13 protein-coding genes are annotated in these 14,614 nt (G+C 26.5%); 12 read left to right on the forward strand and 1 reads right to left on the reverse strand.

The annotated features are described in order from the left end of the window. The first annotated feature begins 21 nt into the window (after positions 1-21). The 11 genes from bioA (at position 22) to yjeM (ending at position 13,569) form a co-directional block, all read left to right on the forward strand. A complete protein-coding gene (gene bioA / locus I1959_RS06690; RefSeq protein WP_330615172.1) occupies positions 22-1,398 on the forward strand; it encodes an adenosylmethionine--8-amino-7-oxononanoate transaminase in 1,377 nt (458 codons plus the stop codon). Position 1,399: 1 nt separating this feature from the next. Then, a complete protein-coding gene (locus I1959_RS06695; protein WP_195237614.1) occupies positions 1,400-1,939 on the forward strand; it encodes a hypothetical protein in 540 nt (179 codons plus the stop codon). A gap of 129 nt (positions 1,940-2,068) precedes the next feature. Further along, positions 2,069-2,869, forward strand: coding sequence for a 6-carboxyhexanoate--CoA ligase (locus tag I1959_RS06700; protein WP_195237615.1), 801 nt, complete (start codon positions 2,069-2,071; stop codon positions 2,867-2,869). A gap of 16 nt (positions 2,870-2,885) precedes the next feature. Continuing rightward, entirely contained in the window at positions 2,886-4,022 is a 1,137-nt protein-coding gene (gene bioF / locus I1959_RS06705) for an 8-amino-7-oxononanoate synthase (protein WP_195237617.1), read from the forward strand. Between the two features lie 55 nt (positions 4,023-4,077). Next, positions 4,078-5,016: an adenosine deaminase gene (locus I1959_RS06710; protein ID WP_195237619.1), complete on the forward strand. Its 939-nt coding sequence runs from the start codon at positions 4,078-4,080 to the stop codon at positions 5,014-5,016. A 204-nt stretch (positions 5,017-5,220) separates the two neighbouring features. Further along, positions 5,221-6,480, forward strand: coding sequence for an MFS transporter (locus I1959_RS06715; RefSeq protein WP_166505317.1), 1,260 nt, complete (start codon positions 5,221-5,223; stop codon positions 6,478-6,480). A gap of 166 nt (positions 6,481-6,646) precedes the next feature. Continuing rightward, positions 6,647-7,993: an alanine/glycine:cation symporter family protein gene (locus tag I1959_RS06720; RefSeq protein ID WP_166505318.1), complete on the forward strand. Its 1,347-nt coding sequence runs from the start codon at positions 6,647-6,649 to the stop codon at positions 7,991-7,993. A 93-nt stretch (positions 7,994-8,086) separates the two neighbouring features. Further along, positions 8,087-9,739 (forward strand): M20/M25/M40 family metallo-hydrolase, encoded by a 1,653-nt coding sequence (locus I1959_RS06725; RefSeq protein WP_195237623.1) that lies wholly within the window; start codon positions 8,087-8,089, stop codon positions 9,737-9,739. Between the two features lie 147 nt (positions 9,740-9,886). Continuing rightward, entirely contained in the window at positions 9,887-10,570 is a 684-nt protein-coding gene (locus I1959_RS06730; protein WP_195237624.1) for a hypothetical protein, read from the forward strand. Positions 10,571-10,615: 45 nt separating this feature from the next. After that, the gene (locus I1959_RS06735) at positions 10,616-11,383 is read left to right on the forward strand and encodes an EFR1 family ferrodoxin (RefSeq protein ID WP_195237633.1); all 768 of its coding nucleotides are present in this window, start codon (positions 10,616-10,618) and stop codon (positions 11,381-11,383) included. A gap of 653 nt (positions 11,384-12,036) precedes the next feature. Further along, positions 12,037-13,569 (forward strand): glutamate/gamma-aminobutyrate family transporter YjeM, encoded by a 1,533-nt coding sequence (gene yjeM / locus I1959_RS06740; RefSeq protein WP_195237635.1) that lies wholly within the window; start codon positions 12,037-12,039, stop codon positions 13,567-13,569. A gap of 67 nt (positions 13,570-13,636) precedes the next feature. Here yjeM and I1959_RS06745 read toward each other — a convergent pair whose 3' ends face one another. Then, positions 13,637-13,915: a hypothetical protein gene (locus I1959_RS06745; RefSeq protein ID WP_092926074.1), complete on the reverse strand. Its 279-nt coding sequence runs from the start codon at positions 13,913-13,915 to the stop codon at positions 13,637-13,639. A 230-nt stretch (positions 13,916-14,145) separates the two neighbouring features. Here I1959_RS06745 and I1959_RS06750 point away from each other — a divergent pair, with 230 nt between their 5' ends. Then, a complete protein-coding gene (locus tag I1959_RS06750) occupies positions 14,146-14,613 on the forward strand; it encodes a hypothetical protein (protein ID WP_166505323.1) in 468 nt (155 codons plus the stop codon). The last annotated feature ends 1 nt before the right edge of the window (position 14,614 follow it).

Genomic DNA, 14,614 nt, shown 5'->3' on the forward strand with positions numbered 1-14,614 from the left:
TAAAAGTAAGGGAGAAAAAGTATGAGTATGAAAAAACTTCAAGAAAAAGATTTAAAATATATATGGCATCCTTGTTCTCAGATGAAGGACTATGAAACTTTTAAACCTATAGTAATAGAAAAAGGCAAAGGTGTATTTTTAGAAGATGTCAATGGAAAAAAATATTTAGATGCAGTTTCATCTTGGTGGGTAAATTTATTTGGTCACTCAAACGAAAGAATAAATAATGCTTTATACAATCAAGCAAATACTTTAGAACATACTATATTTGCAAATTTTAGCCATAAACCAGCCATAAATCTATGTGAAAAAATTATAAATATAACTCCAGATAGATTAGATAAAGTATTTTTTGGAGACAATGGATCTTCAGCTATAGAGATATCTTTAAAGTTAAGCTTTCAATATCATCAACAAATAGGAAAGTGCAAAAAAACAAAGTTTGCAAAAATTAGTGATGCTTACCATGGAGAAACAACAGGAGCTTTAGCAGTTTCTGATATGGATTTATACAGTAAAATATATAAACCAATGTTACTTGATACTGTAAAAGTAGAAGGACCAGATTGCTTTAGATGTAAGTTTGATAAAAATAGAGACACCTGTAATGCAGAGTGTTTTATAAATATGGAAAACACTATAAAAGAAATTCATGAAGAAGTAAGTGCAATAATAGTAGAACCTATAGTTCAATGTGCGGCAGGAATGAAGATATATTCACCTAAGTATTTAGTTCATTTAAGAAAGTTATGCGATAAGTATGATATAAATCTAATAGCTGATGAAATAGCAGTAGGCTTTGGACGTACTGGTAAAATGTTTGCTTGTGAGCATAGTGATATTTCACCAGATATAATGTGTTTATCAAAAGGACTTACGGCAGGGTACATGCCATTATCATTAGTTTTAATGAGTGATAAAATATATAATGCTTTTTATGATGAATATAATACAATGAAGGCATTTTTACACAGTCATAGTTATTCAGGAAATGCACTAGGATGTAGTATAGCAGTTGAGACCTTAAAAATATTTGAAGAAGAGAATGTATTAGATAAAAATAAAGATAAAAGTGATTATTTAAGAAAAAAGGTGGAAAGTGTATTAAATGATATACCATATGTTGGTGAGTACAGACAAATAGGTATGATAGGTGCTATAGAATTAGTTAAAAATAAAGATACTAAAGAGCTATTTGAAAGTGAAAAAAGAGTAGGGTACAACATATATCAAAATGCCTTAGAAAAGGGAGTTTTACTTAGAGCTTTAGGAAATATAATATACTTTATGCCACCATATGTTATAAGCAAAGAAGAAATAGACTTTATGGTAGAAGTAGCTAGAGATAGTATAATAAAATACTTTAAGGAAAATCCAGTTATTGATAAGGAGATATAATATGAACAATAAAACTAGAGAAATAACACTAGTAGCATTATTATCAGTAATAATAGCAATATCAGGAACCTTTAAATTACCAGGAATTATACCAGGAACAGAATTTCAAATGTCAGCACCAATTGCTATAGGTATATGTTCTACTTTTGGATTTAAAAGATATATAAGTGCAGGAATAATAGCTAGTATGATAAACCTTATTATGGGAACTCATACAATTTTAAATGTAATAGTAGCTATGACATTTAGAGTAGTAGCAGGTTCACTAATAGGTATTTTAGGTAGTAATATAATAGTAGTATCAACAGCCGGTATAGTAGGTACAGCGGTAGGTAGAGTAGTAATGGCAAGCATTACAGGTACACCATTTAAAGCATTAATTTTATCAGCACTACCCGGGATGATTTACACATTATTGTCCTCATATTTTGTATATAAAACAATAGAAAAAATAGTAAAAGTAACGCCTTATAAGTCATTTATAAAAAAGTATGATAAAAAAGAAAATGCAGTAGTAAATATTAAAGAAGAATTAGTATAAAATTATAAAAATAAATTAGAGATTAGTAAATCATAAACTAAAATATAAAATGCTATATTCAGAAGTAATATTTTATCTGAATATAGCATTTTAATTATAACTATAAAATCATATAAAGGATGATAACAAATGAATTTATATAGTATAAAGATGAGAGGGTCAAAAGAGCATAATCATATATCTGGAGCTGAAAGTATAGTAAGTGAAAAAGATTTACAAAATGCAGTTAGTGTTTTAATAAAAAGAGCATTAACTCATTCAAAAGGAAAAAGTGATTATATTAATATAAAAATAGAAGAGGTTAAAAAAGAAGAATTAAAATATATAGATCCACTTTATGTTACAACTTTAAATACCAAAAATAAAAAAGAAAGCTATGAGTTTCTATATAATAATTTACTAAAATTAAATATAAATAGTAAAAACGCTATATATATTATAGATTTATTTAAAAGTATAAAAAATATGAGAGGTGCAGTACTTCTTGATGTTAATAATCTTAAAAGACTAGAAAAAGATAAGTTAAGAGGAATAAGAGCCACTTATATGGATTTTGAAGATTCAGAAGATTCAAAAGTAGATATGTTAGATAAACAATATGAATGTACTGACAACTTAAATAAAAATGAAAAACTACTTCAAAATACGCATTTTATAGAAGCATTATGCCTATCATCTAAGGTATGCAATGCTCCTAATATAATAGGTGAAATATGTTGTTCTGATGATAAAAATTATACAACAGGATATATAGCAAGTAAAAAATTTGGATATATAAGAGTTAAAAATATGAAAGACATAGGTGAGGATAGAGGGGGAAGAATATTTTTATATGACCCTACTATAGATTCTAGATATACACTTGAAGATACTATAAAATATCTAGAAAATACCAAAGTAATAGTTAAAGACAAAGTCATATTTAAATAATAAATAAGGAGATATAATGGATAAAATAAAAGCAAAACTACAACAAATAAAAGAGAATAATCTTTATAGAAAGATAAAATATTTAAATAAACCACAAGATAAATATACAACTATAAATAACAAAAAAATACTTTTAATGTCTTCTAATAATTATCTTGGCCTTTGTAATAATGAAGAGGTTAAAAAAAGTGCAATAGAATCTATTAACAAATATGGATTAGGTTCTGGAGGTTCAAGATTAACTACAGGTAGCTATGATTTACACAAAAAACTAGAAGAAAAAATAGCAAAGTTTAAAGGGTATGAAGATGCAATAATATTTAATACTGGGTATATGGCAAATATAGGAGTAATAGCAGCTATATGTGATGAAGATTATTATATATTTAGTGATGAATTAAACCATGCATCTATAATAGATGGGTGTAGGTTATCAAAAGGAAAAACTATAGTATATAAACATAATGATATTAAAGATTTAACTAACAAGATAAATAAAATAAATCCAAAGCATGGAATAATAGTTACTGATAGTGTATTTAGTATGGATGGAGATATATGTAAACTAGATGAAATAGTTAAAATAGCTAAAAAACATAACCTTATATCTATAGTAGATGATGCACATGCTACAGGAGTAATAGGAAAAACTGGAAGAGGAAGTAGTGAGTATTTTAATATAAAACCAGATATAACAATAGGGACACTTTCTAAGGCAATAGGAAGTGAAGGAGGATTTGTATGTACTAATAGTGATATTATTAATTATTTAAGAAATAAATCAAGAAGCTTCATATTCTCAACAGCACTTTCTCCAGCAGTTATAGGAGCATCAATTAAAAGTTTTGAAATTATTGAAAATAATCCATACTTAGTTAAAAAACTAAAAGAAAATGTAGAATATCTATGTAAAGGTCTTAAGAATATTGGATTTGATATTAATAGAGAAACACCAATTATACCTATATTAATAGGAGATGAAAAAAAGGCAATTAAAATAAGTGAAAGTTTACTAGAAGAAGGTATACATATACCAGAAATAAGATATCCAACAGTAAAAAAAGGAGAAGCTATACTTAGAGTTACACTAATGGCAACTCATGATTTTTGTGATATAGATTTAGTGATAAATTCTATTAAAAAATTAATATAGTAAGAAAAATAACTATGATATGTTATAATGGATTAAAACGCCTAAGGAGGAAAATATGACAAATAGCCAAAACTTTAAGAGATATCTAAAAGAAAATGACTTAAAAGGATTAAAAACTATAAAAAAAGCAGAACTTCACAATCATTGTGGCTTAGGTATGAAATTTGATAATATACATAGTTATACAAAAGGTAAAATAAAAAGACCTTCTAAAGATATGAAGGGAATAAAAGGATTAGATGATTTTATATTTAATGAATATATGAATCATATAAAAACTAAAGAAGATTTTCTATGGACAATAGAAGCAACTATTAAAGATGCTATAGATGATAATATAGTAATACTTGAAGCTAGTGTAGACTGTCATGATATATTAAGATTTGAAAATGATAAAGATTTTTTTGATTGTATAGGAAGCTTAGTTGATAAGTACAAGGATAAAATAGATTTTAGACCAGAAATAGGTATAGCTAAAAGTATAAGTGATGAAAATCTTGAAAAACTAATACCTAAAATTATAGATAGTAAAGTGTTTAAGTCTATAGATTTATATGGAGATGAAGAAATAGTTGGATTTGATAGATATAAAATATACTATGATTATGCTAAAAAAAATGGACTAAAATTAAAAGTACATGCAGGAGAGTTTTTAGGTGCAGAAAATGTTAAAGAAGCTATAGAAACTCTTAATATAGATGAACTTCAACATGGATTTAGAGCAGTTGAAAGTGATTATGTATTGGACATGATAAAAGAAAGAAATATAAGATTAAATATATGCCCTACTAGTAATATATATCTAGGGGCAGTAGATGATATAAAAAATCATCCAGTTAGAAAAATATATGATAAAAATATAAATATAAGTATAAACACTGATGATTTAATAGTATTTGATTCCACTGTAAGTGAAGAGTATTTAGTGCTTTATAATAATCATATATTTAATGAAGATGAACTTGATAAAATAAGAATAAATTCTTTAAGATAAATGCCATTTATATGGCATTTTTTTTATAAATATTTAGAGTAAATTTATTTAAAGGTAGTTTTAATAAAAAAGCATAATTAAAATTACATTTTAGCAAAATAAAAAGTCTTTTATAAAAATTATTGTTTATTAACAAGTAAAATATTTGTATACTGAAATAGTAAGGTAAAATAATTAAAAATAGTAAAAGGATAGGGGAGTAAGATGAAAAACTATAATAAAACTAAATGGGGTATATGGTCTGTACTTACATTTTCTTTTGTAATAGCTTATTTTCTAAGGTTATCTACGGCAGTTATATCTGATAATTTATCCTTAGAATTAGGATTTAGTAATATAGAAATATCTAATATTGCATCATTTACTTTATATGCATATGCACTTATGCAAATACCAGGGGGAATACTTCTTGATAGATATGGACCTAGAAAAGTATGTAGTATAGGTATGCTTATAGGTGGAATTGGTTCTATATTATTTGGATTTATAGAAGGGATAAAAGTAGCCTATCTATCTAGAGTAATGATAGGTGCGGGAGTATCTGTAACTTTACTTTCTGTGTTAAAGTTTCAAGGAAGTTGGTTTAAAAAAGAAGAGTTTACATCAGCTACAGCTAAGTTTTCTTTTATAGGGTGCTTAGGTGGTGTATTTGCAACATTTCCATTAGTATTTCTAAATGATATTATAGGTTGGAGAAATTCTTTTATATTAATAGGTATTATAGGAGTTTTATGTGGGATAGTAATATATTTAGTAGTTAGAGATACCCCAAAAGAATATGGATTTAAAGTTGATATAGAAGTTATAGAAGAAGAAAAATTAAATTTACTTAAAGGATTAAAGTCTGTATTTAGAAATAAAGCGACTTGGTATAATTCTTTAATTATGTTTTCTATGGTTGGTATAACTACCGCATTTAGTAGTTTGTGGATAGTATCGTATATTACAGATGTTTATGAAGTTAAAAAGAGTGTAGCAGCTTTTATTGCATCATTTTTGACTTATGGTCTTGTATTTGGTGCTTTATTTATGGATTATGTATTTGCTAGAATAAAAACTAATAAATTTAATGTTATAAAATTTGGCAACATAATAAATATATTCATATGGTCTTATATAATACTTATAAGTAATGTCAAGCCACCTATTTTCACTCTTCCGATATTATTTTTTATAGTGGGAACTATAAATATGAGTCATATACAAGCATTTAATGATGTTCAATATAAAAATGAAGAAAAATACTCAGGATTATCTACTAGCGTTGTAAATACTTGTGAATTTATCGGTAGCGGTATAATAAATTTATTTATAGCTTTTACTATAGATATGAATGCTAGTAATGTAGTACTTGGGTATAAAATAGGATTTGTGATATTTATAGCTATGAATATCATAGCTTTAATATCTGCTAACATGGGTATTAGAGAAGACAAAAAGGATTTAGCTATAAAGGTAAATTAATATTTAATCAAACAAAAACACTAATGTATAGGTAATTATAAATTCTTATACATTAGTGTTTTTTATTATATTAAAAATAATAACTTTATACATTTATTAGATAGTATAGGAATATTGTTTAATAAATAGAAACTTCTCTATTTAATAAATTTATGGAGTTGGTATAATGTTTGAATTATTTGAAAGTTTTACTAATTGGCTATGGACATATCCTGTTTTAGTTATATTAGTAGGTGGTGGTATAGTAATGACTTTCACACTTAAGTTTTTTCAATTTACTAAGTTACCATTTATACTAAAACAGACTTTCGGGAAGATGTTCGCTAAAACTGATGGTGATGGGACTATAAGTCCATTTCAAGCAGCGACTTCAGCGCTTGCATCTACTATAGGAGCATCAAACATAATAGGAGTTCCACTTGCGGTAGCTACTGGAGGCCCTGGGGCTATTTTTTGGATGTGGCTTATAGCATTATTTGGATGCGCCCTTAAGTACTCAGAAATAATACTTGGTATAAAGTATAGGGTGAAAAATGAAGAAGGAGAGTATGTAGGTGGACCAATGTATTATATAAGAGATGGATTAAAATTGCCTTGGCTTGGTAGTTTATTTGCATTTTTCTTAATGATAGAAATAGCTCCTTCAATAGCAACGCAATCAGCATCTTTTGTTCAAAGTGCAGAAACCATAAATATAGCACCTATTGTATCTGGAATATTATTAGTGGCATTTGTAGGTTTTGTAGTATATGGTGGTATAAAAAGAATAGGAAAGATAACAGAAAAGTTAGTTCCTATAATGGCATGTCTATACATAGTTATGGCTTTAATAGTTATTGGTCTTAATTTTACTGAAATACCTAGAGCATTTATGCTAATAATAGAGAGTGCTTTTACACCTGTAGCAGCCTTTGGTGGATTCGCGGGTTCAGCAGTAGCATCTACCATAAAAGCAGGAGCAGCAAGAGGAGCTTATTCAAATGAAGCTGGTATGGGTACATCTACTATAGCACATAGTGCAGCAATAACTGACCATCCTGCAAGACAAGGTTTATGGGGAGTATTTGAAATAATAGTAGCTACATTAATAATATGTACTATGTCAGGATTTTTAGTATTAACAACAGATATATGGACGCAAGTTGGTGCTAGTAAGGCAGCAGCTATGCCAGCTATGGCAATGCAAACTGTATTTGGAAGTAGTTTTGGTGGAGGAATGTTAACTATTTGTATGCTTTTATTTGTATTCTCAACTATGATAGTAATAATATTTTACGGAGAAAAACAAGCTGAATATTTATTTGGAAGTAAGTTTGCTAAGGTTATGAGAATAGTTTACTTGGCATTTATAATGGTAGGTGCTTTAGTAGATTTAAGAAGTGTAATTGTATTATTAGACTTTACTTTAGCTGGAGTAATAGTTACTAATATGATAGGAGTTTTACTACTTAGAAAAGAAGTTAAAAAAGAGTCTGATAGCTTTTTTAACAATAAAGAGTTAATGAATAAATAGTTATTATAAATAAGTTTAGATTAAATGTTATTAACTGATTTATTTTTAAATGCATTACTATAATTTTTATATATAAAATTAGGGGGAATTTTTATGTGGTTAAGTAGTGAAGAACTTAAAAGTTTGGCTATTGAGTTAGTAGGTCAAAATAGTGTATCAGGAACTAATAACGAAGAAAATATGGCAAAGTTAGTGTATAAAAAATTATCAGAACTAGACTATTACAAAGAAAATCCAAATCATCTACACTTAGTTCCTTTAAATGATAATTTAAATAGATATTTTGTGTGTGCACTTATGAAATCTAAAAAGCCGACTAAAAAAACATTACTTACAGTAGCGCACATGGATACAGTAGGAATAGAAGATGCAGGTAATTTAAAGGAATATATACTAAAACCATATGAGTATACTAAAAGATTAAAAGATAATATAGATAATCTAGACGAAGATTCCAAAAAAGATTTACTATCTGGGGAATGGTTATTTGGTAGAGGTATAATGGATATGAAGACAGGTCTTTCTATACAAATGTCTTTAATAGAGTATTTTAGCAAATTAGAGGATTTTGAAGGAAATATAATGCTGCTTGCTGTACCAGATGAAGAAACAAACTCAGAAGGTGCAATAAGTGCCATTCCTTTTGCTAATAAAATATTAGAAAAAGAAAATTTAGAAGCTATAACAGTACTTAATTGTGAACCAGATTTTGCATCTTATCCAGGTGATGACAATAAATATATATATCTAGGAACTTGCGGTAAACTACTTCCAGGTTTTTATGTAGTAGGAAAAGAAACTCATGTTGGAGAAAGTTTATCTGGAATAAATGCTAACTTAATAGCTAGTGAGCTTATAAGTAGATTAGATGTAAATACAGATTTTTGTGAAGACGTAAGCGGTGAAGTTACTATGCCTCCAACTTGTCTAAAATATAAAGACACTAAGGATTTATATAATGTCCAAACTCCAATATCTTCTATAATATATTATAATTTACAAACATTCAAAATGAATCCTAAAGAAGCCATAGATAAATTTAGGGATGTGTGTGAAGAATCTATAAATGAAGCTTATAATAAAGTTAAGAAATATCAAGAAATATACAAAAATAAAAGTAAGTTGCCAGTAAAAGACATGGATTTAGATGTTAAAGTTCTTACTTTTGATGAATTTTATAGTCAAGTATTAAAAGATAATGGTGAGGATTTTAAAAGTCACTTAGATGAAATGATAAATATATGGATAGAAGATGAAACTTTAGATGAGAGAGATGTTAGTACAAATATTGTTAAAGAGGTTCATAAGTTTTCAAAAGACAGAAATCCTATGATAATAATATTCTTTGCACCACCATATTATCCGCATGTAGGACTTGATGAGAGCAGAGAATTTGATAAAAAGCTTATCAAAGTAGCTGATAAAATAATAGAAAAAGGTAAGAAGGAGTATAACGTAGATATTAAAAAACAAAAATACTTCCAAGGGCTATCTGATTTAAGTTATTTTGCACTACAAGATGCAGATGATGTTATAGACTTTTTAAAACCTAATATGCCTTCACTTGGGTATAAGTATAAGTTACCGCTAGAAGATATTAAAAAATTAAATCTTCCTGTTATAAACTATGGACCTCATGGAAGAGATCCTCATAAGTTTACTGAAAGAATATTAGTAGACTATTCTTATGAGGTCGCTCCAAAACTTATAAGAGATCTAGTTTATGAGATATTTAATATAAAATAAAACAATAGAAATATAAAAAGCTATCTATTAATGATAGCTTTTTATATAAGCAAATTTATATATAGATGTAATATAAATTTGTTTATATAATTTTAAATTGTAGTAGAATATTAAATATAGACAAATAAAAAATGAGGAGCACATGGTATGGACAAAAGAAAAAAAATTATAATAAGCACCATAGTAGGAGTTTTAATCATAAGTGGCTTTTTTATATTTAATAAGAAAGAAGAAAAAGAAGTTACTATAACCCCTACTAAAAAAGAAGAAAATGTATCAAATAAAACAGAAAGCATAGAATTTTTAGAGTCAGTGGCTGGAATTAAAGCAAATAACGTAGAGATAATAAAAAATCCAGTAGGTATAAAAGGTGAATTTATAGTACCTAAAGAAGCTATTTTAAATGGAGTTAATTATTTTCTAGAAAAAACTAAAAATAATAAAATAAATAAATTAAGTATAAATATAGAAGATGGATATATAAAAGCAAGAGTAAATTATGAAATAATGAAAAATATAACCACTCCAATAGAAGTTAAAGTTATACCATCTTTAAATAAGGATAAAGATTTAGTATTAAATATAGAAGAAGTAAAATTACTTGATTTAAAGATAGCTAATTTTATAGTAGATATGGGATTAAATAGTTTTATAAAAGATTGGTTCCCAAAGGAAAAAGGTATATTAGTAGATTTTAATGAAGGAAATGTGATAGTACATAAAGAAAACTTCAAAGATATAAAATTAGAAAAGATTAAATTAAACTCTAAAGGACTTAATATTGATATGATAATAAACTTAGAAAATATAATGCTAAAAGAGTCAAAATAAAGCTTTGTATTAGGGTTATATGAGTTATAAAAAGGAGGCGATTATTTGTATAAACAAGGGGCAGTAATTTATTTTTCAGGAACAGGAAATACAGAGTACGTAGCAAAATTATTTAAGGAAAATTTTGAGTTAAGAAATATAAGTATAGATCTTATAGATATACAAAAGCATAATAAATTAGATAGAGAGTATGATTTTTATATATTTGGTGGACCAATACATGCTGATATGATACCTGATATTTTAATAGACTGGATAAAAAATATAAAAGATACAAATAAAAAATGTATAATATATTCAACACTTGCAGATAAAGAAGACAAACAAGGAAGAAAATATCTTGGTAAAGTAGTTAGTAAAAAAGGATTTGAAGTATTAGTGGATGAAGCTATTTCTATGCCAAATAATTACTATGTAGCTTTCTTTAAAAGAGATAGTGAAGAAGAAATAAAACAAAGCATAGTAAATGCAAAACCAAAGGTAGAGGCTATAGTAAATAAGTTTTTAGAAGAAAATTTAAAAATTATAAACTATAGCAAAAAGGTATTTAGCAGTAAAATAGTTTATGATATGTTTTTATTGTATACTAAAAAATTTCCTAAAAAGAAATTTTCATTGGATAAAGATAAGTGTATAGACTGTAATATGTGTGAAAAAAATTGTCCTACTAATAATATATCTATGAATAATAAGCAATTGACATTTAAAAATCAGTGCATAGGATGTTTAAAGTGTATACATAGATGTCCTACTAATGCTATTTTATACAAAAAACAAAACTTTAAACAATACAATATAAACAAATATATGTAATATAAAAGATATAGAAGCTAGTAAAAGCCTCTATATCTTTTTTGTATATACACTTATACTTTTAACCTTCTAACTATTTTCATTGGTTTAATATATAATAAAAATATTGATTAATTTTAAATTGAACTTTATATTTTTAAAGAAGAAAACAATTGCAAATTTATAGTTAAAAGTTTATCAATTTAGAGATTAAGTAATTATAGTAATAAAAATAAAAGAAAAATTATTTTTTTAAAATCTTCTTATTAATCTTTCGTTTGAATAAAATTTAATCAATTATTCAAAAAAATCAAAAATTGAAAAGTTATTAAAAATAATTAATGAATTAAATGATTAAAAGATTTGAAAATACTAGTATCAAAATAAAGTAAACACATTGAAAAATGTAGTATTAGTATATGCTAATTTTGAAAAGGCAAATACTTATGCAAAGAAAAAATATATAAAAATGAAAATTGAAATTAATAAAAAATTAATTTTTAGAAAAATAAAATAAGTTACAAAATAGAAAATATTGTGAAAACACTGCAGAGTATTGTCGAAATAGCTTGTCGAATGTTATAATTTTATCATCCCTTAAGTAATACAGATGTAAGTAATACAGATGAAATTACAAAAGGAATAATCAAAAATAAATATTATGAGGTGCAAAAATGGGAAACAACACAAGTAGTGCAAAGAAACTTACTTTAATGTCATTAATATTAATGATATTTACATCAGTGTTTGGTTTTGCTAACATGCCAAGATCATACTACTTAATGGGATATGGAGCTATACCTTGGTATATACTAAGTGCATTAGTATTCTTCATACCTTATGCATTCATGATGGCAGAATACGGATCATCTTTCAAAAATGAAAGTGGTGGTATGTATTCATGGATGGAAAAATCTGTAGGACCTAAGTATGCATTCATAGGAACATTCATGTGGTATGCTTCTTATATAATATGGATGGTTAACGTATCTTCAGGTATATGGATACCGTTTTCGAATGCTATATTTGGAGCAGATATAACTCAAAGTTGGAGTTTATTTGGATTAAGTTCAACTCAAACTATAGGAATACTTGGTGCTTTATGGATAGTATTTGTTACAGTAGTAGCAAGTAAAGGTGTTGAAAAGATAACAAAGGTTACTTCTATAGGTGGTACATTTGTTGCCTTATTAAACATAGTATTATTAGTTGGAGCATTAGCTGTAGTTATATTTAACGGTGGAGAATTAGCTCAACCAGTAAATAATTTTGCAGATGCATTTTTAACTTCTCCAAACCCTGCTTACCAAAGTCCATTAATGGTATTATCATTTGTTACATTTGCAATATTTGCATTTGGAGGACTTGAAGTTTTAGGAGGATTAGTTGACCAAACTGAAAATGCTGAGAAAACATTCCCTAAAGGTCTTGCTATATCTGCTATAGTTATATCTATAGGATATGCTGTTGGTATATTTGCATGTGGTATGTTCACTAACTGGGCTGATATATTATCAGACAAAACTGTTCACATGGGTAACGTTGCATATGTTTTAATGCAAAACTTAGGATACCAATTAGGACATGCTATGGGAACTACTGATGCTGTAGCTATGCAAATGGGTGCTTGGACAGCTAGATTCGTTGGTTTATCAATGTTCTTAGCATTCATGGGTGCATTCTTTACATTAACATATTCGCCACTTAAGACTTTAATATCTGGTTCACCTAAAGAAATATGGCCAGGTAAGTTTGCTGAGATGAAAAATGGTATGCCAGTAAACGCTATGAAAGTTCAAGCTATAATAGTTATAGTTATAATATTAGTAGTAGCATTTGGTGGTAAAGGAGCAGCTGACTTCTTTAATATATTAGTTCTTATGACTAACGTAGCTATGACTATACCATACTTATTCTTATCATCAGCATTCCCAGCTTTCAAGAAAAAGCAATTAAATGGTGAAGTTGATAAAGCATTCGTAGCTTACAAGAAACAAGGTGCTGCAACAGCTGCTGCTTGGATAATAGGAATAATGGTTGGATTTGCTAACTTATTCTCAATAGTACAACCTGCAATAGATGGAAAGTTCTTTGATACAATAATGATGATATTAGGACCAACATTATTTGGTTTAATAGCGTTCTTATTATATAGTAGATATGAAAAGAATCATTTAAGCAAAAATAGTACAAAAAAAGCAAGCTAGAATATAACTGATTAGTAAAATAAATTTCATGTTTGAAACTCTTAAAATATAGCTATTTAAGTTTAACTTAAGTAGCTATATTTTTTTGTATATAATTTAGAGAATCATCTAAATTATTAAATGTTTTTCTAGGTATTATAAGTCTTTCTATGTTATTGCCAACAGTATAAAAATCAAATATTTTATCTATTCTTATTTCTATAAAATCATCAATATAACTTATATATATACATTTAGTATATTTAAAGTAGGTTTTAATAATTACTGCTTTAGTACTAGTAGTTTTTATTAAGGTATAGTCATATAGATTTAAGTTTTTTTCTAGATAATTTATATAGTCATCCATATAATTCCTCCTTAGAATATATTATAATTAGATTATTGACAAAAGATAAAAAAATAATCTATAAAATATTAAATTATATACTTAAATAGATTAAAATAGCTATTATTAATTTATGTTTCAATAACAAAAAGGTTGATTTGTCCATTTTGCTAATGGTTTTACAAAACTTGTAAAATAAATAACAATTGTGTATGATAAAATTATTAATATGAAATTCATGGAGGGCAAATATGAAATTAGTAGATTTAAACAATTACATATTAAATGATTTTGATAAGAATATCTTCAAAAGAATGACTAAAGATAGTGAAGTAAATTTAAATAATTATGTTTGTAGCGTTATATGTGATTTAGTAAACTTTATACCTATGGGGGAAGAATTAAAAAAAGAAACAAAAGAAAATATAAAAAACTGTGATGAAGTAGAAGTAGGTGAAATAGCCACTTACACAAGTTTAATACCTTATGTTCAATTAGAACTTAAAGATAATAAAGATGTGGCTATAATTGCTAATAGCTTAGTTGAAAAGCTTATAAGTTATATAGTGGGATACTTAAGCAAAGAAGAGTTTGATAAAAACTTAGAAAATATTCAAGGTATGTTAAATATTTCTTATATGTTTTATGATGGGCTAGTTAAATACTTTACTTTTAATAGAGAGTATATAGTAAGTACAATAGATAAAAATATTAAATAAT

The sequence above is a fragment of the Romboutsia sp. 1001285H_161024_C4 genome (assembly GCF_015550185.1).
Taxonomy (GTDB): domain Bacteria; phylum Bacillota; class Clostridia; order Peptostreptococcales; family Peptostreptococcaceae; genus Romboutsia_C; species Romboutsia_C hominis.